Origin of the sequence: Chromobacterium sp., assembly GCF_041912965.1 — a bacterium.
GTDB lineage: Bacteria > Pseudomonadota > Gammaproteobacteria > Burkholderiales > Chromobacteriaceae > Chromobacterium > Chromobacterium aquaticum.
This window is the reverse complement of sequence record NZ_JAYSGF010000009.1, coordinates 1-24,290: the sequence shown is the minus strand read 5'-3', so window position 1 is coordinate 24,290 and position 24,290 is coordinate 1. Positions and strand designations below refer to the sequence as shown.

Annotated in this window: 15 protein-coding genes; 5 read left to right on the top strand and 10 right to left on the bottom strand. The window is 64.3% G+C overall.

What is annotated here, in order from left to right:
- The 4 genes from ACE3QM_RS06625 to ACE3QM_RS06610 all read right to left on the bottom strand — a co-directional run.
- Positions 1-4,417 (bottom strand): calcium-binding protein (locus tag ACE3QM_RS06625; protein WP_374421071.1); only part of this gene is annotated, 4,417 nt, incomplete at its 3' end.
- A 92-nt stretch (positions 4,418-4,509) separates the two neighbouring features.
- Entirely contained in the window at positions 4,510-5,709 is a 1,200-nt protein-coding gene (locus ACE3QM_RS06620; protein ID WP_374421069.1) for a glycosyltransferase family 4 protein, read from the bottom strand.
- A 1-nt stretch (position 5,710) separates the two neighbouring features.
- Complete coding sequence (locus tag ACE3QM_RS06615) at positions 5,711-7,132, bottom strand: HlyD family type I secretion periplasmic adaptor subunit (RefSeq protein ID WP_048411416.1); 1,422 nt, start codon at positions 7,130-7,132, stop codon at positions 5,711-5,713.
- A 9-nt stretch (positions 7,133-7,141) separates the two neighbouring features.
- A complete protein-coding gene (locus ACE3QM_RS06610) occupies positions 7,142-9,289 on the bottom strand; it encodes a type I secretion system permease/ATPase (RefSeq protein ID WP_374421067.1) in 2,148 nt (715 codons plus the stop codon).
- A gap of 387 nt (positions 9,290-9,676) precedes the next feature.
- Here ACE3QM_RS06610 and ACE3QM_RS06605 point away from each other — a divergent pair, with 387 nt between their 5' ends.
- Together ACE3QM_RS06605 and ACE3QM_RS06600 are read left to right on the top strand one after the other, a co-directional pair.
- A complete protein-coding gene (locus ACE3QM_RS06605; protein ID WP_048411418.1) occupies positions 9,677-10,501 on the top strand; it encodes a hypothetical protein in 825 nt (274 codons plus the stop codon).
- Positions 10,502-10,527: 26 nt separating this feature from the next.
- The gene (locus tag ACE3QM_RS06600; RefSeq protein ID WP_374421065.1) at positions 10,528-11,388 is read left to right on the top strand and encodes a hypothetical protein; all 861 of its coding nucleotides are present in this window, start codon (positions 10,528-10,530) and stop codon (positions 11,386-11,388) included.
- A gap of 171 nt (positions 11,389-11,559) precedes the next feature.
- On the opposite strand, the gene ACE3QM_RS06595 is transcribed toward ACE3QM_RS06600, so the two are convergent.
- From ACE3QM_RS06595 to ACE3QM_RS06580, 4 genes are all read right to left on the bottom strand, one after another.
- The gene (locus ACE3QM_RS06595; RefSeq protein ID WP_374421063.1) at positions 11,560-12,933 is read right to left on the bottom strand and encodes an efflux transporter outer membrane subunit; all 1,374 of its coding nucleotides are present in this window, start codon (positions 12,931-12,933) and stop codon (positions 11,560-11,562) included.
- A gap of 4 nt (positions 12,934-12,937) precedes the next feature.
- Positions 12,938-14,875, bottom strand: a complete 1,938-nt coding sequence (gene macB, locus ACE3QM_RS06590; RefSeq protein ID WP_374421061.1) for a macrolide ABC transporter ATP-binding protein/permease MacB — start codon at positions 14,873-14,875, stop codon at positions 12,938-12,940.
- On the bottom strand, positions 14,872-16,092 hold the full coding sequence (gene macA, locus ACE3QM_RS06585; protein ID WP_156184002.1) for a macrolide transporter subunit MacA: 1,221 nt from the start codon (positions 16,090-16,092) through the stop codon (positions 14,872-14,874). Before macA ends, macB begins: the two co-directional genes overlap by 4 nt.
- Positions 16,093-16,212: 120 nt before the next feature.
- Positions 16,213-16,587 (bottom strand): cysteine-rich CWC family protein, encoded by a 375-nt coding sequence (locus tag ACE3QM_RS06580; protein WP_231461629.1) that lies wholly within the window; start codon positions 16,585-16,587, stop codon positions 16,213-16,215.
- Between the two features lie 188 nt (positions 16,588-16,775).
- Here ACE3QM_RS06580 and ACE3QM_RS06575 point away from each other — a divergent pair, with 188 nt between their 5' ends.
- Both ACE3QM_RS06575 and ACE3QM_RS06570 read left to right on the top strand, forming a co-directional pair.
- Entirely contained in the window at positions 16,776-17,924 is a 1,149-nt protein-coding gene (locus ACE3QM_RS06575; protein ID WP_374421058.1) for a branched-chain amino acid ABC transporter substrate-binding protein, read from the top strand.
- Between the two features lie 156 nt (positions 17,925-18,080).
- Positions 18,081-18,341, top strand: coding sequence for a GlsB/YeaQ/YmgE family stress response membrane protein (locus tag ACE3QM_RS06570; RefSeq protein WP_048411930.1), 261 nt, complete (start codon positions 18,081-18,083; stop codon positions 18,339-18,341).
- Between the two features lie 58 nt (positions 18,342-18,399).
- Here the strand turns inward: ACE3QM_RS06570 and ACE3QM_RS06565 are convergent, their stop codons facing one another.
- Together ACE3QM_RS06565 and putA are read right to left on the bottom strand one after the other, a co-directional pair.
- Positions 18,400-19,623 (bottom strand): branched-chain amino acid ABC transporter substrate-binding protein, encoded by a 1,224-nt coding sequence (locus tag ACE3QM_RS06565; RefSeq protein WP_231461627.1) that lies wholly within the window; start codon positions 19,621-19,623, stop codon positions 18,400-18,402.
- 278 nt (positions 19,624-19,901) lie between these two features.
- Positions 19,902-23,504 (bottom strand): trifunctional transcriptional regulator/proline dehydrogenase/L-glutamate gamma-semialdehyde dehydrogenase, encoded by a 3,603-nt coding sequence (putA, locus tag ACE3QM_RS06560; RefSeq protein WP_374421055.1) that lies wholly within the window; start codon positions 23,502-23,504, stop codon positions 19,902-19,904.
- Positions 23,505-23,821: 317 nt separating this feature from the next.
- Here putA and ACE3QM_RS06555 point away from each other — a divergent pair, with 317 nt between their 5' ends.
- A complete protein-coding gene (locus tag ACE3QM_RS06555; RefSeq protein WP_374421053.1) occupies positions 23,822-24,175 on the top strand; it encodes a DsrE/DsrF/TusD sulfur relay family protein in 354 nt (117 codons plus the stop codon).
- Positions 24,176-24,290: the final 115 nt, after the last annotated feature.

Genomic DNA, 24,290 nt, shown 5'->3' with positions numbered 1-24,290 from the left:
CACCCTCAACGCGCCAGTTACCGCCATCGCTACCGCCGTAGATCACGTCGTCGCCATCACCGCCTTCCAGCAGATCCGCGCCGTTGCCGCCATTGAGCAGGTCATTGCCAGCGCCGCCGCGCAAGGTGTCGTTGCCGTCTTCGCCATACAGGCTATCGTTACCCGTTCCGCCTTCCAGTAGATCGTTGCCGGCCCCTCCGTACAGAGTGTCGTTGCCGGCGCCGCCGAACAGGCTGTCGTTGCCTTCATTGCCGAACAACTGGTCATCGCCGGCCAGGCCGAAGATCACGTCATTGCCCTTGGCGCCCTTCAGCGTATCCGCGCCGTCGGTGCCGCTCAGGGTAACGGCCGCCAGGCTGATCAATTCGAGCAGGCTCCAGCTGCCGCCATTGGCGAACACGATGCTGCCGGACCATGAGCTCTGCACCGACATGCCGGCCTGGATGGTGATGCTGTCCACGCCGTTGCTATGCCGCAGCACCACATCGTCGCCAATGCGCACCACGGTGATGTCGGTCACCGAAATCCCCACGCCGAAGCGGATCTCGTCGTAGCTGCTCCAAGCGAGGTTGACGCCCTTTTCGCCATAGCGAATGGTGTCCTGGCCGTCGCCCAGATTGAAGATATAGACATTGCGCCCGGCGCCGCCTTCCAGCACGTCGTTGCCTGCGCCGCCCTTCAAGGTGTCGTTGCCGCCACGGCCAATCAGGGTGTCGTTGCCGGCGCCGCCGTCCAGCAGGCTGCCACCCGCGCCACCGATCAACACATCATTGCCGGCGGTGCCGATGTAGATGCCGCTGGCCCACTGGTTGATCTGCACCGAGGTCCAGCTGCTGCCGTCGGCGAACACCACGCCGCCCACCCAGTTGCTCTGGCTGAGGAACCAGCCCTGGATCAACACCGAATCCACACCGTTGACGTGTTGCAGTAACACGTCGTCGCCAACGCGCACCACGGTGATGTCGGTCACCGAGATGCCGGCGCCAAAGCGGATTTCGCTCTGGTGGCCGACGCTGACGTTCAAGGAGTTGTTGATCACTACGTCGCGGCCGTCGCCCAGATTGAAGACGTAGATGTCTTGGCTGCCACCGCCCTTGAGGGTATCATTGCCCTTGCCGCCTTCCAGGATGGACACGCCGCCGCCTGCGCTGATCAACACATCGTTGCCGGCGCCACCCTTCAAGGTGTCGTTGCCGCCGCCGCCGATCAGCACATCGTCGCCGTCGCCGCCGTCCAGCAGGTCATGGCCCTTGCCGCCCTTGAGGACATCGTTGCCGCTGGTGCCGATGAAAATGCCCGCCGCGAACTGATTGATCTGCACAGCGGTCCAGCTGCCGCCGTCGGCGAACACCACGCTGCCCACCTGGGACAGCTGGCTGCTGAACCAGCCCTGGATGCGCACCGAGTCGCTGCCGTTGACGTGTTGCAGCACGATGTCGTCGCCGACGCGCACCACGGTGATGTCGGTGACCGCGATGCCCGCGCCGAAGCGGATTTCGCTGCTCATGCCCACCGATACGTTCAGCGAGTTGTTGATGATGAGATCGCCGCCGTCACCGAGATTGAACACATAGATGTTCCGGTCCGCGCCGCCGCGCAGGGTGTCGTTGCCCTTGCCGCCGTCCAGGATCACCGTGCCGCTGCCGGTGGCGATCAACACATCGTTGCCGTTGCCGCCGCGCAAGGTGTCGTTGCCGCCGCCGCCAATCAGGGTATCGTCGCCGTCGCCGCCTTCCAGCAGATCGCTGCCGCTGCCGCCGTGGAAGGCGTCGTTGCCGCTGCCGCCCACATAGACGCCTTTGACGAACTGATTGATCTGCACCGAGGTCCAGCTGCCGCCGTCGGCGAACACCACGCTGCCCACTTGCATGCTCTGGCTGCTGAACCACCCCTGGATGCGCACCGAGTCGCTGCCGTTGACATGCTGCAATAGCACGTCGTCGCCAATGCGCACCACGGTGATGTCGGTCACCGCGATGCCCGCGCCGAAGCGGATTTCGCTGCTCACGCCCACCGATACGTTCAGCGAGTTGTTGATGATCACATCGTTGCCATCGCCCAGATTGAACACATAGATATTGTGTTCGCTGCCGCCTTGCAGGGTGTCGTTGCCCTTGCCACCCTCCAGGATCGCCGTGCCGCCGCCGCTGCTGATCAGCACGTCGTTGCCGGCGCCGCCTTTCAGGGTGTCGTTGCCGCCGCCGCCGATCAGCGTATCGTCGCCGTCGCCGCCGTCCAGCAGATCACCGCCCTTGCCCCCGGTCAGCACGTCCTTGCCGCTGGTGCCGCCCGCGGCCACCACCATGGTCAAGAGTTCGGCCGCGCTCCATTTGGAGCCGTCGGCGAACAGCACCACGCCGGCCCAGCCGGTCTTGTCGACCAGGCCGTTCTTGACGCGGATGCTGTCCTGGCCGTTGACGTGCTGCAGCAGCAGATCATTGCCGGCGCGCAGCACGCGGATGTCCTTGGCGCTGATGCCGGCCTTGAAACGGATTTCATCGTTAGCGCTCAAGGCGGCGATCTTGCCGACCTGGGAGCCGTAATTGATCAGGTCGCGGCCGTCGCCCACGCCGAAGACGAAGGTTTCGCGGCCCTTGTTGCCGATCAGCACATCGTCGCCGGCGCCGCCTTCCATCGTGGTATGGCCGCTGACGCCGCCTTGCAACTGATCGTCGCCGGCGCCGCCCAGCAGCGTGTCCTCGCCGCCGTTGCCAATCAGAGTATCGTTGCCGGCACCGCCGTCCAGCAGATCGGACTGGCCGGAGCCCAGCAGCAGATCGTCGTCATCGCCGCCGGTCTGCACTTCCAGCAGTTTCTGCGCCAGTTCCGCGCCCAGCCAGACGCTGCCGTCGGCAAACACGATCTGGCCATGCCAGCCATGCTCCAGGCTGAAGCCCGCCTGGATGGTGATGGAGTCGCTGCCGTTGGCGTGGATCAGCACGATATCGTCGCCCTGGCGCTCCACCCGGATGTCGTCCACCGAGATGCCGACGCCGAACACGATGCGGTCCTGCAAGGTCACGCTGACGTCCACGCCGTGCGCGGCGATCACGTCCGCGCCGTCGCCCAGGCCAAACTGGTAAATCTCCGCGCCGGCGCCGCCCACCAGGGTGTCGTTGCCCGCGCCGCCGATCAGCACGCTGACGCCCGCGCCGCCGCTGACCAGCACATCATTGCCCAGGCCGCCGATCAAGGTATCGTTGCCGCCGCCGCCGATCAGCGAATCATCGCCTGCGCCGCCGTCCAGCAGATCGCTGCCTTCCCAGCCGATCAAGGTATCGTTGCCGCTGCCGCCCTGCTGGGTCAGCTTGATGTCGGCCTGGGTCCAGACCACGCCCTCGGCAAACACGATGCGCTCGATCCGGCTGGACGCGCTGGCGAAATAGCCTTCCACCACCAAACGGTCGCTGCCGTTGACGTGGATCAGCATCAGGTTGTCGCCCTGGCGGCTGACGCTGACATCCTTGACCAGGATGTCGGCGCCAAAACGAATTTCGTCTTTCACCGACACGTCCACGCCACCGGCGTCGCGGATCACGTCCACGCCGTCGCCCAGATTGAACAGGTAAACATCGGCGCCGGCGCCGCCGATCAACAGATCGTTGCCGCGGCCGCCGTGCAGCACATTGTTGCCGCTGCCGCCGTCCAGGGTGTCGTCGCCGTCGCCGCCCAGCAAGGTGTCGTTGCCGTCTTCGCCAAACAGCTTGTCGTTGCCGGCGCCGCCGTCCAGCAGATCGTCGCCGCAGCGGCCGTTCAGCACGTCGTTGCCGCCCAGGCCGATCAGATGATCCTTGCCCAGCCAGCCGTTAAGGATTTCCTTGCGCTCGCTGCCGGTCTGCACGATCACGCGCTGCGCCAGATCGTTAATGCCCCATTCGCCGCCGTCGGCGAATACGATGCGCTCGATCCAGAAGCTCTTGTCGGCGAACCAGCCCTTGATGGTGACCGCGTCGTCGCCGTTGCGGTGCGACAGCAGCAAATCGTCGCCCACATGCTCCAGCTGGATGTCTTCCGGGCGGATGCCCGGGCCGAAGCGCAACTCGTCGCGGTAGGCCGGATCAGTATCCGCCGCGTCGCGCTTGTCCTGGGCGTTGTCGGTGATGGTGTCGAAACCGTCGCCCAGATTGAACAGATAGATGTCCTTGTCCGCGCCGCCGATCAGGGTGTCGTTGCCCTCGCCGCCGGCCAACACATTGTTGCCGCTGCCGGCATTGAGCAAATCGTCGCCGGCGCCGCCTTCCAGCGTGTCGTTGCCTGCATAGCCGTTGAGCACGTCGTCGCCGGCGCCGCCCTGCAGCAAGTCATTGCCGTCATAGCCGTTCAAGGTGTCGTTGCCGGCACCGCCCTTGAGCACATCGTCCTGCGGGCCGCCTTCCAGCACGCCGCCCAGGTCGCTGCCCATTACGCTTGTCGTCATAACTTGTTTCCTTATCAATATTTGTTTGTGTCATCACGCACTACGATTTACTGCTTGGTACTGCTTATGCGGGCTCTCCACCGAAGCCGCCTTCACTCCGCCGGCAAACCCAACAAGCGTCGATAGCCCGCCAGCCCCGCCTCCACGCTGTAACGCGCCGCCGTCTCCCGCGCCGCACGCCGCAGCCCGCCGCCGTCCGTCTCCAAGGCCGCGCCCACCTTCTGCGCCAACGCCGCCGCGTCGAAGAAGTCGGTCAGCTCACCGTTCTCGCCATCGCGGATCACCTCCCGCACCGGCGCGGTGTCCGAGGCCACGATGCGGCAGCCGCTCGCCATCGCTTCCAGCAAGCTCCACGACAGCACGAAGGGATAGGTCAGATACACGTGCGCGGCCGACACTTGCAGCACCTTTCGGTAAACCTCGTACGGCACCTTGCCCAGGAAGTGCACCCGCTCCGGGTCCACCGGCTTGTCGCGCAGCAGTTTTTCGCGCCAGCTGGCCGCGTCGCGCGGCGCGCTGCCGTAGCTGACGCCGTCGCCGCCGACGATGACGATCTGGCTGTCCGGCCGTTGCCGCAGCAGCGCCGGCAGCGCGCGCATGAAGCTGTGGAAGCCGCGATAGGGTTCGAGATTGCGCGCCACATAGCTGACGATAGGCTGGCCGGCGCGCAGCGTCCGGCCATTGGGCAGGGTCAGCATTGCCGTCGGGTCCGGACCCAGTTGGCCACAGCGGATGCCTTCGTGCTGGATCTGCACACTCGGCCGGTAGGCCGCCGGGTGCAGGCTGTGTTGCCAGTGGGTGGGGGTGACGCTGTGATCGGCGTGTTCCAGGTTGAGCAGGTGCAGCGCGTTGCGCGCCCGCAGCCGCGCCGCGCCGTCCAGGCTGAGCGGGAATTCCGGGTCGAAGTCGGCGTCGGCGCCTCGGCCGTGGTAGTAGTACTCGCTGTAGTGGATCAGCCGCGCCGCCGGGAACAGGTCTTTGAGGAACAGGGTTTCGCCCCAGCCGGGATGAGCCAGGATGACGTCGGGCCGGTAGCCGCGCTGTTGCAGCGGCTGCAAGGCGCGTAGCACCGCCTGGCCGTGCAGCACCGCGTCTTCGTAGCTGTGCAGATAGGGGTGGGTGTGCCGGTGCGGGCCGCGGTGCGGCCGGTAGCGCAGCAGTTTGACGCCGGCCAGGCCGGGTGCGCTGTCGCGCCCCACCGCCAGCAGCTCGATGTCCGGTCGCCCTTTCAGGTGTTCGGCGATATGGCGCAGCTGGCCGGGGAAGTTTTGGTGGATCAGCAGCAGTTTCATCTCAACGCTCGCGCAGGCCTTCGCCAACATGCTGTTGCAGCGGGCTCAGGAAGTAGTCGATCACCCGCCGCCGCCCGGTCTTGATTTCCGCGCTCACCGTCATCCCGGCGCTGAGCCGCACCCGCGCGCCATCTATGCTCAGGTGGTCTTGCTTCAGCCGGATCCGCGCCAGGAACACCAGGCCCTTCTTTTCGTCTTGCATCGCGTCGTGGCTGACGCTGTCCACCACGCCGTCCAGGTAGCCGTAGCGGGTGTAGGGGAAGCTTTCCACTTTGACCGTGGCCGCCTGTCCCGGCCGCACGAAGCCGATGTCCTTGTTTTCGATCTGCGCTTCGATTTCCAGGGTTTCGTCCCGCGGCACCACCGCCAGCAGCGGCTGCGCTTCGGTGACCACGCCGCCGACGGTGTGGATGGCCAGTTGCTGCACGCTGCCAGCCACCGGCGCGGTGAGCCGGGTCAGCGCCTGGCGTTGGCCGGTCTTTTTTTGGTCTTCGCCGTATTGGCGCATTTGTTCGCGCGCTTCGCGCAGTTTGTCGAGGGCGTCGCTGCGGAAGTTGGCTTGCAGCGCTTGGCGTTCTTGTGCTTGCCCGGCGATGGCGGCGTCGAGTTCTTGCAGCCGGCTTTGCTGGCTGGCCAGGTCGCCGGTCTGTTCGATGCGCGCTTGTTGTTTGTCGAGGTAGGCGTGCTTGGAGATGAAGTTCTTGGCCAGCAGGTCTTGGTAGTCGTGTTCGCGCGCTTCGGCGATGCGGGCGGTGGCTTGCAGCTTGCTCACTTGCTGGCGGGTGGTGGCGTGTTCGGCCTGGCGTTGGCGCAGGGTGGCGTTCAGCGCTTCGAGCTTGGCCTGGTAGCCGCGCCATTGGCCCAGCGCCAGGCTTTCTTCGGCCAGCCGCTGGCTGTCGGCGATGCCGGGGGTGGCCGGCAGTTGCGGCAGCCGGCCGCTGTCCAGCGCGGCCAGCAGCGCTTGGTAGCGCGCCGCGGCCAGCGCGGCGGCGGCGTGGGCATCGTCGGCTTTTTGCTTGTCGGCGCTGGCGCCGGTGGCATCCAGTTCGATCAGCACTTGCCCGGCCTGGACTTGCTGGCCGTCGCGCACGTGGATGGCTTTGACCACGCTGGGTTCCAGCGGCTGCAGGATTTTGGTGCGGCCGCCGCTGACGGTCTTGCCGCCGGCGACGGCGACGATGTCGAGCTGGCCCAGCGCGGACCATAGCAGCGCGATGATGAATAGCGCGGCGATCAGCCGCAGGCTCCACAGCGGCAGCGGCGACAGCGGGCTGTCGGTCAGTTCCAGGTGGGCGGGCAGGAAGGCCAGTTCGTCTTCGCGCCGCGGCTGCGGGTCCAGTTGGTGGCGGATGGCCCAGTGCGCGGCAAAGGCCTGCCGGTAGCGCCGCGCGAAGTCGCGCAGCGCGTGCAGTTGGTGCTTCATGATGCGGGTTTATCCTTGTTGCAGGCTGTGCAGGCGGGCGTAGTAGCCGTTGGGCTGGCGGAGCAGGTCTTCGTGACGGCCGCTTTCGACGATGCGGCCTTGGTCCATGGCGATGATGCGGCTGGCGCCGCGCACGGTGCTCAAGCGGTGGGCGATGATGAGCACGGTGCGGCCCTGGCAGATGGCGCGCATGTTTTGCATGATCGCGCGTTCGGATTCGTAGTCCAGCGCGCTGGTGGCTTCGTCCAGGATCAGGATGCGCGGGTTGCTGATCAGCGCGCGGGCGATGGCGATGCGCTGGCGCTGGCCGCCGGACAGGCTGGCGCCGTGTTCGCCCACCAGCGTGTCGTAGCCTTCGGCCTGTTCCATGATGAAGTCGTGGGCGCCGGCCAGTTTGGCCGCCTGGATCACGTGGTCCAGCGCCAGCCCGGGTTCGGCCAGCGCGATGTTGTCGCGGATGCTTTGGTTGAACAGCAGGTTTTCTTGCAGCACCACGCCGATCTGCCGCCGCAGCCAGGCCGGGTCCGCCAGCGCCAGGTCGTTGCCGTCCACCAGCACGCGGCCGGATTCGGGCACGTACAAGCGTTGCACCAGCTTGGTCAGCGTGCTTTTGCCGGAGCCGGAGCGGCCGACGATGCCGATGACTTCACCGGCCCGGATCTCCAGACTCAGCCCGCGCAGGATTTCCGGGCCGTCCGGGCGGTAGCGGAACACCACTTGGTCGAACTGGATGCGGCCCTGGATCGCCGGCAGCGCCGCGCGGCTGGCCGGCAGTTCGCTGCGGGTGTTGAGGATGTCGCCCAGCCGTTCCACCGAGATGCCGATCTGCTGGAAGTCTTGCCACAGTTGCGCCAGCCGCACCACCGGCGCCGCCACCTGGCCGGCCAGCATATTGAAGGCGATCAGTTGACCCACCGACAGCTCGCCGGCGATCACCAGCCGCGCGCCCAGCCACAGGGTGGCGACGGTGACCAGTTTCTGGATCAGTTGCACGCCGTTCTGGCCGATATTGGCCAGCCGGGTGACGCGGAAGCCGGCGGCGACGTAGGCGGCCAGTTGGTTGTCCCAGCGCCGGGTCATGTGCGGCTCCACCGCCATCGCCTTGATGGTGCCGATGCCGCCCACCGCTTCCACCAGGAAGGATTGGTTGTCGGCGCCGCGCGCGAATTTCTCGTCCAGCCGCCGCCGCAGCAGCGGGGTCAGCCCGGCCGACCACAGCGCGTAGCACGGCAGCGACACCAGCACGATCAGGGTCAGCCAGCCGCTGTAGTACCACATCACCGCCAGGAACACGAAGGAGAACAGCAGGTCCAGCACCGTGGTCAGCGCCTGGCCGGTGAGGAAGTTGCGGATATTGTCCAGCTCGCGCACCCGCGCCACGGTGTCCCCCACCCGCCGCGCTTCGTAGTAGGCCAGCGGCAGCGCCAGCAGGTGGCGGAACAGCCGCGCGCCCAGTTCCACGTCGATGCGGCTGGTGGTGTGGGCGAACACGTGGCTGCGCAGCGCCGACAGCGCCACATTGAACAGCGACAGGATCAACAGCCCGACGGCGATCACGTCCAGGGTGTTGAAGGCGCGGTTGACCAGCACCTTGTCCATCACCACCTGGAAGAACAGCGGCGTCACCAGCGCGAACAGCTGCAACACCAGCGACACCGCCAGCACTTCCAGCAGCAGTTTGCGGTATTTGACGATGGCCGGCACGAACCAGGTGAAGTCGAACTTGGCCAGCGCCCCCGCCGCCGACGCGCGCGAAGCCATCAGCAGCAGCCGGCCGGCGTAGCGCGCCGCCAGTTCCGCCTGGCTCAGCACTTGCGGCCGGCCGTGCTTGAGGTCGTGGATCAGCACTTTGTCGCCGTCGCAGCGGGCGATGATGAAGTGTTCGCCGTCCGGCCGCAGCGCCAGCGCCGGCAAGGCGGTCAGACCGAGGCGGTCCGGGCTTTGTTTGATGATGCGGGCTTTAAGGTCCAGGCCTTTGGCGGCCAGCAGCAGGTCGGTTTCGCTGAAGGGTTCGGCCTGGCGGCCGTATTGGTGGGTGAGTTGCGCCGGGTCGGCGGCGACGCCGTGGAATTGGGCCAGCAGCACCAGGCCGAGCAAGCCCAAATCGCTGATGTTTGCGGTGGAAGCGGCGCCGTCCGTGGCAGTTTGAGCAAGCATAAAAGCATGTTTTATTTATCGAATTGGCGCACGATATTGCTTATTAATACCCATTACAAGTATTACGATGAGATTTTAGCGCGTGATTATTGATCGAAATCATTAAGTACTTGTTTGAAATCGAGCTTTCTTCATTCAAATATATTACTAAGTAAAAATACGCATTGACGTTCCTCCCGCAGGACGAAGATCGTCCCCCCGATCATGTCGCCCTCCCCCAGCGCCACGCAGCCATCAGGCAGCGCTCGACTTGTGCAAATGTCGCAGCGTATGCGAGCAAGGATTCCCCAAGCCGTCTAGATTGGTACAATAAGCAGCAACATGACGGCGGTCTCAGAGTCCTCCCAGAAGCCGCCCCCGTGAGAACACCCCCAGCATAGGCAGCAGATGACCAGTCAGAACCAGGCAGCCAACCCGGCGCCGAAAGCAGAGGAAGCGGTGCTTCGCGCACCGGAAAACGAAAACACCCTGGCCACTCTGGCCATTCCGCTGGGCGAAACCATTCTGACGCTGACCGCCAATGGCATTCCCATTTACGGCATCCTGCAACGCAGCCGGGCGATGACCGAACAATCCGATTTCTTTCGGCTGCAATTTCGCGGTTATGCTCGCGCCGAGGGGCACCGCTGGCAGTTGTTCGAGGGCGAGGACAGCCATTTTCAGGCCGCCCACAACTGCGCCTGGGTACGGGTGGACCGACCCAGCCGCACCGTCACCTTCGGACCCAAAAGCGGCGTGATGGCCAGCCCCGGCTTCGTCGGCACTGGACTGGACACCTTTCTGTTCGCCAGCGTCATCTCTTGGGCCAAGGGCATTTGTCCGGATCACGCCATCAGCCCCGGCATGATCAGCATGAGCCAGACCTCGTCGGAAGAAGAGCGGCTGCAACGCAACGCCTTTTACGCCAGCCAGGGTTTTGAATTTGAATGGCAGGACGCCAACCAACGCTCGGCCTTGTACTTCAAGGACAAGGTCAACAAGCTGCTGGGAGTGTGGAATAAGGAGCTGATCACCGAGGTGGGCGGCGAGGCGATGCTGCAATCGCTGGCACGGCAGGACGAAACCCGCGCAGAGCTGGAGCAGCGGCTGGAAAAGCTGGAAAGCGTGCACGACAGCCTGAAACGGGCACTGCAAAAGGAGCGCACCACCGCCCAGATCCTGACCGGGGTGCTGATCCTATTCGCGATCTGCGGACTGTGGGCGGTGATCTAGCGCCGCTCTCCTCCGAAAAGCAGACAATGAAGCAGAATCCCAATGACGTTTTCCATGTACTCAAGCGCGCGGTCGCCGCCGCCTGCGCGACGCTTGTCTGGGTCCAGCCTACCGCCGCCGCTCGGCCAGCCGATATTGACCTGGCCGGCAACAGCATCAAGACCTTGACGCTGAAGCCGACGTCGGAGCCGGCGGAATCGGAACAAGGCTGCACCCCGGATCGCCAGTTGTGTATTGAGCTGGTGGCGCAAACCAAGGAAGCTCCGCCCATTCTCAAGATCCGGCCCGCCGCTGGTCAGGATGCTGGCGCACAGCTGGAATTGCGTGATTTACAGACCGACGCGCTATGGGACAATCGCCGCAGCCTGGCTTTATGGCCTTTCGCGGTGCGGCTTGCCGCCCCGGATCAGGGCATGCTGGTGGGTGTCAGCGAGGATGTCAGCACCATGTATTCCGGCGGAGGCGGCTCTTTCAGCACGCTGCACCTGCTGCAGGTCTTTCCCAAGGGCTCCGGATTTGAGATGCGCGAGGTGCTGGCACTGCCGCTGGCCAGTTCCCTGATGATACGCGCGTGCTTTTCGGAGCGGGATTACGCTGACCGCCGCGGCGCCTGTCATGACGAATACAGTTTTTCTTCCACCATCAAACTGGACAAAAGCGTCACCTCCGGCTTCCCGCGCTTGATCTACCGCACCCGCGCCACCAGCTTTCCCGGACCTGTCTCCCGCAGCCGCGACTCGCTGGGCAAGCGCTTGAGGAAAAAAGACATCGCCACCGTGGTGGACCGGGCCTGCACCTTCCAGCGCCTGCTGACACGGCAGCCGGACAGCGGCGCCTATATGCCGGACAAGCCGATTCCGGCCTGCGAAGAGTATCTCGAGCCTTAGAACCTGTTCAATCGTGAGGTGTTGCACGGTGAGTACAAGCTCAAAATGCTCATGTACCACGTGTACATTCCGCTTTTTCGCTCGTTTTCGCCTTGTCTCGCCCTAGCTCGCGAGACTTTGAACAGACTCTTGAACCCGCCCCTGGATAAACCCGATCGGCACCCTCCCCGCTCAGGCCGCCGGCGTGCCGCCCAAGGCCTTATAGAGATCCGCCAGATTCTTCAATTGCTCCTGGCGCAGCCGGAGCAGCGCGGACTCGCTGCCGCGTCGCGCCTTGGCCGCGTCCAGCCAGATTTGCGCATCGACGGCGCCGGCGCGGTAGCGGCTTTCCGCCAGCTGTTCGCTACGCCGGTTCAAGGCCAGCGTGGCGGTTTGCAGTTGAACGACTTGCAACAGCCGCTGACGCGCGCTCAGCGCGTTGTCCACCTCTTGATAAGCGCCGTACAAGGTCTTGCGGAAACTGACGGTTTCCAGCTCGTAATCGGCCTGGCTGGTTTTCAGTTGCAGGCCTTGCTTGCGCCATTCCAGGAAGGGCAAGGACAAGGACGCCCCCAGGCTCAGCAGCGGGTTTTGCACCAGGCTGCTCAACGCGCTGCTGCTGGAACCCAGCGAGCCGGTCAGTTTCAGCGCCGGAAAGAAGGCCGCGCGCTCCTGATCCACCTTGGCCAGCTTGCCGCGCAAGCGCGCTTCCGCCGCCATCAGGTCCGGCCGCCGTTCCAGCAGGCTACTAGGCAGGCCGGCGTCTATCGCCGGCTGGCCGGGCGCCAGCGGCAGTGGGCCTATCGGCGGCAGCGCCGCGCCGGGCGCCTGGTCCAGCAACAAGGCCAGCGCGTTCTCCTTTTGACCGCGTTCATCGGCCAGCGTCAACAAGTCCGCCTGCTGGCTCAGCACCGCGCTACGCGCTTGGGTGAAATCCTGTTCACTCGTGGCGCCGGCGCGCCATTTGGCTTCGGCCAACGCCTGGATGCGACGCAGATCCGCCAGATCCGCCTGCCCCAGCGTCTGCCGCGCCTTGAGCGCGGCAATGTCCCAGTACAGGCCCGCGGCGGTACTGTCGGATAGCAAGCGGGCGGCGGCCTCGTCGTAGGCGCTGGCGCGGAACTCCTGATCCGCCGCGCGCAGGCGCGCATCCACCCGCCCCCATAGATCCAGCTCGTAACTGGTACTCAAACTGCCGCCGCTGCTGCGGCTCCAGGCCGAGGATTCGCCCAGCGTGCGCTTGGTCCCGGCATTGATGTCACCGCTCAGGGAGGGCAAGGCGTCGCTGCGCTCCAGACCGGCGGCAAGCTGGGCCTTGCGCAGCTTGAGCAAGGCGATGCTCAGGTCCGGGTTGCGGCTGCGCGCCTGCTCCAACACCGCCAGCAGGCTCGGGTCGTCAAAGCCTTGCCACCAGTGCTCGCGGCTCATGTCCGCCTGGGTTTGGGTCCCAGCGCTGCGCCATTGCACCGGCGCGTCCAGTTCCTGGCGCTGATAAGGCGTACTCTGGCAGCCGGCCAGCAACAGGGCCAGGCTCAAAACAAAGAGGTTGGATTTCCAAAGCGTCAAATACTTACTCCCGCGCCAAGGCGTCAATCGGATTCAGACGCGCCGCGCTGCGCGCCGGCAAGTAGCCGAACACCACCCCTATCGCGGTGGAGCATGCCACCGCCAGGCCGATGGCCTTCAGCGACAGCGCCATTTTCCATTTGCTGACCAAGAGCGCGAACACGAAGCTGATGCCATAGGACAGGCCGATGCCTATGGCTCCGCCCACCAGGCAGACCAGCACCGCCTCGGTCAGGAACTGCTGCAGCACATCGGCCTGGCGCGCGCCCACCGCCATGCGGATGCCGATTTCGCGCGTGCGCTCGGTCACCGACACCAACATGATGTTCATCACGCCGATGCCGCCCACCACCAGCGAGATCACTGCGATCAGGGTCAGCAGCAATGCCAGGGTGCGACTGGTGTTTTCCACCGTTTTCAGCACTTCGTCCATATTGTAGGTAAAGAAGTCCTTGCTGCCGTGACGCAGGGTCAGCAGCTGGCTGAGCGCCTTCTCCGCCAGCGCGGTGGGCTGGCCTTCCTTGATGCGCACCACCATGTAGTCGAAGAAGACCTGCCCGAACAGGCGGCTGCCGGCGGTGCTGTAGGGCATCCACATTTGCAGCGATTTGCCGCCGTAGCCATTGTCCTTGGTTTCCGCCACGCCGATGACGGTGGCCGGCAGGCTGCCCACCAGGATCACTTTGCCTATGGGATCGGCATCGGCGAACAATTTACGGCGGGCATTGCTGTCTATCACCACCACCTGGCGCTGCATGCGCACATCGTCCCGGTCAAAGCCCAGGCCGGCCACCACTTTCAGGCCGCGCACGCGCAAATAGGTGCTGTCCACGCCGGACACCGAGGCGTTGACGTCGACGCTGCGGTAACGGATGCGCAGATTATTGCTGGTCACCGGCGACACGCTGTCGACATAGGGCTCCTCGGCCAGCGCGGCCAGGTCGCCTGCCAGGAAGGTGCGCACGCCGTCGGCCTTGTCGTCGCCCCAGTCCTTGCCGCGGTACACGGTGATGGTATTGGTGCCGATGGAGCGGATATCGTTCAGCACATAATTGCGCGCGCCCTCGCCCACCGCGATGATGGATACCACCGAGGTGATGCCGATGATGATGCCCAGCATGGTGAGCATGGTGCGCAGGCGGTTGGCCAGCATCGCCAGCATCGCCATCTTGAAGGCCTCGCTCATGCGTTCGCGCCAGGCCGGGCCGGGTTTGGCGCTGCGCGGCGCGCGTTCCTCGGCTGCGGCTTCGGCCGCGCCGGCCGCGCTGTCGCGCAGGATTTCGCCGTCGCGGATTTCGATGATGCGCTCGGTCTGCGCGGCGATGGCCGGATCATGAGTCACGATGATGATGGTGTGCCCCGCGGCGTGCAGCTCCTTGAGGATGGCCATCACTTCTTCGCCGCTGTGGCTGTCCAGCGCTCCGGTGGGTTCATCGGCCAGGATGATGTCGCCGCCGTTCATCAGCGCCCGCGCGATGGACACCCGCTGTTGCTGACCGCCGGACAACTGGCCGGGACGGAAGTCCTCCTTGCCGGCCAGGCCCAGCCGCGCCAGCAGCTGTCGCGCGCGCTCGCGCCGCGCCTCATGGCCGATGCCGGCATACACCGCCGGCATCGCCACATTGTCGATGGCGCTCAAATGCGGCAGCAAGTGATAACGCTGGAAGATGAAGCCGAAGTGCTCGCGCCGCAGCGTGGCCAGCTGGTCGCTGTCCAGTTCGCCGACATCACGCCCGCCCACCTGGTAGCGACCGGCCGAGGGCTGGTCCAGGCAGCCCAGAATGTTCATCAAGGTGGACTTGCCGGAACCGGAGGCGCCGATGATGGCGACCATCTCGCCGGCGCGTATGCTCAGGCTGACATCCTTGAGCACCGCCACCTCCTCCTCGCCGGACGGAAAGCGGCGCCACACGCCGGACAGCGTCAGGCCTGCTCCGCTCATGCGCTCACCATCACGCCGCCGCTGGGCTCTTCTTCCTTGCCGCCGGCTTCGCTGGTCACCACTTTCTCGCCGGCTTTCAGGCCGTCCAGGATCTGCACCCGGGTGGCGGTTTTCAGGCCGATGCGCACCTGGCGCTCATGCAGCTGTCCATCCTTGCCCTGTACCTTGACGCTGTGGCGGCCATCCTTGCCGGCCGCACCCAGCGCGCTCAGCGGGATGCTCAGCGCTTGTTTGGACTCCGCCAGCACGATGCTGATCTGCGCGGTCATGTCCACGCGCAGCTTGCCGTCCACGTTCTTGACGTCGAACAGCGCCTTGTAGAAGTTGGCGTTGTTGATTTTCTCCGGCGTCGGCAGGATGGCGCGCAACTTGCCGCGGATGGGCCGGTCCGGCGCGCCCAACACGGTGAAATACACAGGCAGGCCCGCCTTGACGCGGATCACGTCGGCCTCGGCCACCTGGGCATGCACCGTCATCGTGCTCAGATCGGCCAGTTTCAGGATCACCGGCACGGTCTGGCTGGCGATCACGGTCTGACCTTGCTGGGTGACGATCTCGATCACCTCGCCGTCCATCGGCGCGCTGATGCGGGTATAGCCCAGCGTGGTGCGGTTCTTGTCGATCTGGAAGCGGTTCTGGCGAATCTGCGCCTGCAGATCGTCCAGCTCCGCCGTCTGGGCTTGATAGGCGGTTTCCGCCGCCAGCAGGTCTTTTTGCGAGGTGGAACCCTCGCCCATCATCTGCTTCTGACGCGCCAGCTCGCGCCCGGCCTGGCGCAGCGAGGCCTGCTTGCCGCGCAGTTGCGCGACGCGGGACTCCAGTTGCGCTTCGGAGGCTTTCAAATCGTTGAGGCTGTTTTCCGGATCGATCTCGGCCAGCAACTGACCTTTGCTGACACGGTCGCCGGCTTCCACTTTCAAGGTCTTGAGCTGACCGCTGGCCTGGGCGCCCACATCCACCTGCCGCAGCGGCTTGAGCACGCCGCTGGCCAGCACCACGTCTTCAAGATCGGCCCGGCTCACCTCGGCGGTCAGCACCTGCGGCGCCGGCTTGGGTGCCAGCCATAACCAGAGCCCCCAGCCGGCAGCGGACAGGGCGGCCGCCAACAGGATGCCGTTACGCCACGGTCGCCGGCCCAAACCGGCGCGCCCCCGCAGCAAGCTCACCAGGCACAGCGGCAGCAGCAGCTTGCGAATCCAACGCTTCCAGAATTTCATGTAGAGACATCAAGCCAAAATTAAATCGAACAGCTTAGGACCACGCATCACGTGGCTTGGTTGCAGTCCGCCGCAACATTACCCTGTCGGCATGGAGAACCAGCCAAGCCTCCTCGACGGCTACAACGGCGGCGTCAAGCCACGCGCCAGATAGCTTTCCCGCAGATGCTGGCGCAAGCAGTCCGGACACAGGCAGTCGCCATGGCCATAGGGCAAGGGCAGCACCTGCGGCAGATCAGCGCACCAGCAGCCGCCCTCCGCGCCGCCGTCGCCGCAGCGGAAGGCCGCGCCGCAGCGCTCGCAGCGCTTGTCCTTGACCTTGGGCCGCAGCGCGAGCAAGCGCCGCCACACCGCGCGTTTCTGCTCATCGTCGAAGCCGGACCAGCCGGCGATCTCGTCCAAGGTGCGCAGACAGCCCAGGCAGTACCCGCCGCCCTCGTCGAGACGGCACAGGCCCACACAGGGCGAAGCCGGGGCAGGCAACCCTTTTGTCATTTAAAAACACTTTCCATACGGCCAAATCAGCCCGCCATCTTAACGCAAAGCCGCCTCCATCGCAGAGATTGCCGCCATGGGCTTGACGCTGAACGCTTTATGCACCAAGAATGTGCCACCGCCTTATTCCTGAGGCGAATATCCAAATAGACAAAGCTAAATAAACAAAGAGATCTCAGGAGAAATACATGAAAACGCATCTCAGCCTCATCGCCTGTGCCGTGTTGGCCCTGACCGCCTGCGGCAAGTCAGAACAAAGTGCCGGCAGCGCACCGGCCGACGCCGGCGCGGCGGTGGTGAAAATTGGCTCCGCCAACCCGCTGACCGGGCCCTTCGCCCACTGGGGCCGCGACGCCGACAACGGCGTCAAGCTGGCGGTGGCCGAGGCCAATGCCGAGAAACTGACCCTGGACGGCAAGCCGGTTTCCTTCGAAGTAGTGTCCGAAGACGACCAAGCCGACCCCAAGACCGCGGCCCAGGTGGCGCAACGCCTGGTGGACGGCAAGGTGGCCGGCATCATCGGCCATCTCACTTCCGGCGCGGCCATCCCCGCTTCGCGCATTTACTCCCAAGCCGGCATTCCGATGATCGCCGCCTCGGTGACCAGCCCCAGCTTCACCCAGCAAGGCTTCAAGAACACCTTCCGCATCATCGCCAACGACCGCCAGCAAGGCGAAGCGCTGGCCAAGTACGCGATAGACACGCTGAAGGCCGGCCGCATCGCCATCGTCGACGACCGCACCACTTACGGTCAGGGCCTGGCCGACGATTTCGCCAAGGCGGTGGAAGCGGCCGGCGGCAAGGTGGTCAAGCGCGAATTCACCAGCAATAGCGCCACCGACTTCATGGCCATCCTCACCTCGATCAAGGGAACAAAGCCGGATCTGCTGTTCTACGGCGGCATGGACGCCCAGGCCGCGCCCATGGTCAAGCAAATGAACAAGCTGGGTCTGAAAGCCGCTTTCATGGGCGCGGACGGCATCAACACTCCTGAGTTTTCCAAGCTGGGAGGCGACAGCGCGGAGAGCAGCTATGCCTCCAGCGCCGGCGCGCAGAAGAACAAGATGCCGGGCTTCGCCGATTTCAGCGGCAAGTACAAGCAGCAGTTCAACGCCGAGATCCAGGCCTACGCGCCCTACACCTATGACGCCACCCGGGTGATGATTGCCGCGATGAAGCGCGCCGGCTCCGCCGATCCGGCCAAATACCTGGCGGAATTGCCCAAGACCGATTTCAAGGGCGTCACCGGCGAAATCCGCTTCGACGACAAGGGCGATATCCAGCATGGCACCGTCTCGCTGTACCAGCTGCGCAAGGGACAATGGGTGGGTCTGTAAACCCATTGCGGCCTGTGCCGCGCCCGGAATGCAACCCCGGCTTCAGGCCGGGGTTTTTATTTGTCCGAGTTTTTGCGCCTGACGGCAAAAAAGCCTGGCGCCATATTAAATAAATAGCTATAACTATTTATTCACACACTAACATAAGGAGATTGCATGGGCCTGCTTATTTCCCTGGTGGCCGGAGGTCTGATCGGCTGGCTTGCCGGCAAGGTCATGGGCGTCAGCGAGGGCATCATCGCCAACATCGTCATCGGCATCATCGGCTCGGCGCTGGGCCATTGGCTGTTCGGCCGCCTATTGGGCATCGCCTCCGCTTCCGCCGCCGGCTCCTTCTCCCTGCCCGGCCTGGCTTTCGGCATTGCCGGCGCGGCCATCCTGATTTTCCTGTTGAAGAAAATCGGCCTGCTCCATTGAAGCGGGCAAAGAAAAAGGCGACGCGGAAGCGTCGCCTTTTCATTGCGGTTCAAACGGTTTACTTGGCCGCGGAAGCATCCTTGGCCGCGGCGCCGCCGCCCACGGTTTCCAGCACTTTCCATTCGCCGTTCACCACTTTGTAAACGGTGATGCCGCCGTCCTTCAAATCGCCCTTGGCGTCGTAAGTCCAGTTGCTGGAAGTCACACCGGTATGAGTGATCTTGGCCAGCACCGGCAGATAGACCTTGGGATCGGTGGAGTTGGCATCCTTCATCGCCTGGATCAGCGTGCGGGTAGCGTCGTAACCGTACGGCGAGTAGGTGGCCACATCCATCTTGAAGCGCGCCTTGTAGCGGCTCTCGTAGTCCTTGCCCTTGGGCATCTGCTCCAGCGGCAGGCCGGCCAGCGAGGCGATGGTGCCGTCGGCTTCCTTGCCCGCCAATTGCAGGAAGGTCGGCGTCTTGGTCATTTCGCCGGAAATCAGCGGCGCGGTCAGACCCAGGCGCTTCATCTGCTTGGCCATGGGCGCGGATTGCGCGTCGGCGCCGCCGTAGAACACCACGTCCGGCGCGGCGGCCTTGATCGAGGTCAGAATGGCGGCGAAGTCGGTGGCCTTGTCATTGGTGAACTCGCGCTTGACCACATTGCCGCCGGCGGCCTTGGCGGCCTTCTCGAACTCGTCGGCCAGGCCCTGGCCGTAAGCGGTGCGGTCGTCAACGATCACCACTTTCTTGGCGCCCAGTTTTTCCACCACGTACTTGCCCATCACCGAGCCCTGCTGGGTGTCGGAGGTCATGGAGCGGAAGGTGTTCTTGAAGCCCTGCGCGGTGAATGCCGGCGAAGTCGCCATCGCAATCATCGGGATGCCGGCGTCGGAGTAGATCTTGGACGCCGGAATGGCGGTGCCGGAGTTGAAGTGGCCGATGATGCCGTTCACTTTTTCATCAACGAATTTCTGCGCCAGCTGGGTGGCGGTTTTCGGATCGGCCTGGTCGTCCTGGGCCTCCAGTTCAAAGCTCACCGGCTTGCCGCCGATGGTGGGCTTCTCGGCGTTGGCGTCTTCGATCGCCAGCGTCACGCCGTTTTTGTATTCTTCGCCATAGTGGGCTTGCGGACCGGTCAGCGGAGCGGCGAAGCCGATCTTGACCACGCTGCCCGCGGCGGCTTCCGCGCCGGCGGAGGCGCCGGCAGCCGGCGCGCCTTCTTGTTTCTTGCCGCATGCGGACAAGGCGACAGCGGCGGCTACCGCCAGGGAAAGGGTCGTCAACTTGTTTACTTGCATCGTGTTTCCTCTATTTCTCCAGAGATCCCCATCCATCAATCGCAACGAACGGGAGTTTGCGGAACCTGTCTAGTGTTGTTATAGGCTTTCCGCTCATGCCCAAGTCCGACATGGACCCGGGCGCGGCGGCTGGCGGCATTATTTCAAGGCCGCCAGCTTGTGGCAAGTGGCTTGTTGGACAAGCCACTTGCCCCATGCGCGCCGGCGCATGGGTAAACTGCTTTGACTCGCGCTTTTTCATGACGAGCGGGCCTCCGTCACCGGGACCCGCCCTGCCTTTAGTCGCCTATGCTCATCAGACTGGCATTGCCGCCCGCCGCGGTAGTATTCACGCTGAGCGCGCGCTCCACCACCAGGCGGTGCAGATTGTAATGGCCTTGCGCGTCGGCACGCAGCAGCGGCACTAAGGCGCCGTCGCGCGCGGCCAACGCGCGCTGGGCGGCTTCGGCCTCGGCTTCGGAGCCGGAGAACAACACCGCGCCGACATCCGCAGCCAACACATCGGCGTCCAGCTCCACCAGGGCGCCCAGCTTGGCGGCCAGCTCTCGTCCCGCCTCATTGGCCGGCAGCAGCGCGCGGTTGCCGGTGGCGAAGGCCGCCGCCAGCTGCTCCGCCAGCGCCTGCGTCGTTGCCGCTTGGCACGCGACCTTGCCGCGAGGCGCGAACTGCAGCGAGTTCCGCTCGCCGGTGGGGCCCGGCAGGTTCACCAGGCAAGACAAGGCGCTATCCTTGCGCGCCGCCGCGATGGCGGCCGCCAAGTCCAGACCCAGGCCACCAACGGCCGCCGCCAGCGCGTCCAAAGCCGGCAAGGACAGCGGCAGGGTTTCCGCCGCCAGTTTCGGCTCCCAAGCCGCGCGGCTCAGCCGGTACAGATAGAAGGGACCGCCGGCCTTGGGACCGGTGCCGGACTTGCCTTCGCCGCCGAAAGGCTGCACGCCCACCACCGCGCCGACGATATTGCGGTTGACGTAGACGTTGCCGACCTTGATCTGAGCAACGATGTTGTCGATGGTCTCGTCGATGCGGCTGTGAATGCCGTGAGTCAGGCCATAGCCTGTGGCGTTGATTTCGGCCACCACCTTGTCCAGCTCATTGGCCTCGAAGCGCAGCACATGCAGCACCGGACCGAACACTTCGCGTTTCAGCTGCTTGAGATCGGCGATTTCAAACAAGGTCGGCGCCACGAAGGTACCATTGGCGCAGCCATCATCCAGCTTGATCTGGTGAGTGGCGCGCGCGCTGGCCTTCATTTTCTCGATATGGGCCAATAGGCCAGCCTGGGCCTCGGCGTCGATCACCGGGCCGACATCGACATCCAGCTTGGCCGGATTGCCGACTTTCAATTCATCCATCGCGCCCTTGATCATGGCGATGACCTTGTCGGCGATGTCGTTCTGCAAATAGAGCACGCGCAGGGCCGAACAACGCTGGCCGGCGGAGTCGAAGGCCGAACTGAGCACATCGGTGACCACCTGCTCCGGTAGCGCCGAGCTGTCCACGATCATCGCGTTCTGGCCACCGGTTTCGGCCACCAGCACCGGATCGCCGCCGCGCTTGGCCAGCGTGCGATTGATGATTTGCGCCACCTCGGTGGAACCGGTGAAGATCACGCCCTGCACACGCGGGTCCGCGGTCAGCGCCGCGCCCACCACTTCGCCGCGGCCCGGCAGCAGTTGCAGCGCCGCGCGCGGCACGCCGGCCTCGTGCAACAGCCGCACCGCGTGCGCGGCGATCAGGCTGGTCTGCTCCGCCGGCTTGGCCAGCACCGCGTTGCCGGCCGCCAGCGAGGCCACCACCTCGCCGATGAAGATGGCCAGCGGAAAGTTCCACGGGCTAATGCACACCACCGGGCCCAGCGGGCGATGGCTGGCATTGTCGAACTCATCTTCGATCTGCGCCGCGTAATAGCGGCAGAAGTCCACCGCCTCGCGCACCTCGGCGATCGCGTTCGCCAGCGTCTTGCCGGCCTCGCGCACCGCCAGGCCCATCAGCGCCGGCATCTGGTCTTCCATCAGATCCGCCATCCGTTGCAAGCAGGCGGCGCGTTCGGCCACCGACGTGGCGGCCCAGTCGGCGGCGCCTTGCTGCGCCAGGTCCAGCGCGCGGCCCACATCTGCCGCGCTGGCTTCGATCACGCGGCCGACCAGGTCATCGTGATCAGCCGGGTTGCGTACCTGTTGCACTTCGCCATCGGTGACATCGCCATCGCCCAGCATCGGGAAAGCTCCCCATTGCTGCTTCTCGGACATTTGCAGGCCCAATTGCAACGTGGCCAGCACATGCTCGCTGGACAGGTCCAGGCCCTTGGAGTTTTTGCGCTGCTGGCCATACAGTTCCAACGGCGCCGGAATCTTCTTGTGCGGCAGGCCGCCATGGCGCGCGGCCTCGGCCACCGGGTCCGCCACCAGTTCGTCTATGGATACTGCCTCGTCCACGATGCGGTTGACGAAGGAGCTGTTGGCGCCGTTTTCCAGCAAGCGGCGCACCAGATAGGCCAGCAGGGTTTCATGCGAACCCACCGGTGCGTAGATGCGGCAGGCCTTGCCCAACTTGTCCTTGCCCACCACTTGGTCGTACAGGGTTTCGCCCATGCCGTGCAGGCACTGGAATTCGTAGTCCTTGCCGGAAGCCAGGTTGAATACCGCGGCCAGGCTGTAGGCATTGTGGGTGGCGAACTGCGGATAGATCGCATCCTGCGCGGACAACAGCTTCTTGGCGCAGGCGAGATAAGCCACATCGGTGTAAACCTTGCGTGTGTAAACCGGATAGCCCGGCAAGCCATCCACTTGGGCGCGCTTGATCTCCGCGTCCCAATACGCGCCCTTGACCAGGCGCACCATGAAGCGGTGATTGGTGCGGCGCGCCAGGTCGATCAGGAAGTCGATCACATAGGGACAACGCTTCTGGTAAGCCTGCACCACGATGCCTATGCCTTCGAAGCCATCCAGATCCGGATCCTTGGCCAGCGCCTCGACCAGATCCATGGAGATTTCCAGGCGGTCCGCTTCCTCTGCATCGATGTTCAGACCGATATCATACTGCTTGGCCAACAGGAACAGTTCCTTCAGGCGTGGCAGCAGTTCCGTCATCATCCGCTCGTGCTTCATACGGCTGTAGCGCGGGTGGATGGCCGACAGCTTCACCGAGATGCCGGGGCCTTCGTAAATGCCACGGCCGGCGGACGCCTTGCCGATGGCGTGAATGGCGGTCACATAGTCTTGCAAATAACGCTGTGCGTCGGCCTCGGTCATCGCGGCCTCGCCCAGCATGTCGTAGCTGAAGCGATAGCCGCGCGCCTCGCGCTCGCGGCCGTTGGCCAACGCTTCTTCAATGGTTTCACCGGTCACGAACTGCTTGCCCAGCATGCGCATCGCCATGTCCACGCCTTTGCGGATCAACGGCTCGCCGCCCTTGGCGATCAAGCGGGTCATCGCCGCCGACAAACCATTCGCGCTGTGCGAGGCCACCAGCTTGCCGGTCACCAGCAAGCCCCAGGCCGCGGCATTGACGAACAAGGAGGCGCTATTACCCAGGTGGGCCTTCCAATCGCCGCGTGAAATCTTGTCGCGAATCAGCTTGTCCGCCGTTTCGCGGTCCGGAATGCGCAGCAGCGCTTCGGCCAGACACATCAAGGCGATGCCCTCGGCGCTGTCCAGAGAAAACTCATGCATCAAGGCATCCACCCCGCTGGACTTGGTGCGCTCGCGGCGCACCTCCGCCACCAGGCGCCGCGCCAGGTCCTGAACCGCCTTGACCTCGCCATCACTCATTGCCGCCTGCGGCAACAGCGCCTGCACGCACTCGCGTTCGTCACGGCGATAAGCCGAGGTAATGGCGTCCCGCAGCGTCAGCTGGCCATGGGCAAATGCATCGAATTGCATGAATCATCTCCGTGTAGTTTGCAGCCCCAGGCTATCTCTTTTTTAGTGCCTGGAAAATTTGCCTATTGTATACAAATACAAATGAATTGCTGGACAATATGAAGGAAAGTTTTCAGCCAATAATCTCTGCACGAACAAACTCAAGCCGTACAAGCAGTTAGCCACCATCGCCATGTTCCTTTTACCTCACCACTGTTGCATGCCAACAACTTGCCCTCGCATCAAACCCATTGCGAATGGGCAAGCCGGCACATGCCAAAGCTGACGCAACATGCCACAATGCCGCCCTGAGCTTCTTCATCATAGGCAAACCAATCATGCAAACCGTGTTGATCACCGTGAACGCCAGCCCCTACGGCAATGAGCGCGCGCTCTCGGCCCTGCGTCTGACCTTGACGCTGGCACAACAGAACGAACGTTGCCGGGTGCAGCTATTCCTGCTGTCCGACGCTGTCGTCACCGCATTGAAAAACCAGAAAACCGCGCAAGCGCCCAGCTTGGGAGAGATGTTGGCCGAGGCGCTGGAGTTGGGCGTGGAGGTTCGCGTCTGCCGCACCTGCGCTGACGCGCGCGGCGTGGACGAGAACCTGCTGCTGACGGGCGTGAAGATAGGCACCATGCCAGAACTGGCCGAATGGACGCTGAGCGCGGACAAGACGCTCAGCTTTTAAACCCGCAAATGCAAAAAGCCCAGACCGTTTGGTCTGGGCTTTTACATTGGGCGCCTGGCGATGTCCTACTTTCACATGGCGAATGCCACACTATCATCGGCGCTAAGGCGTTTCA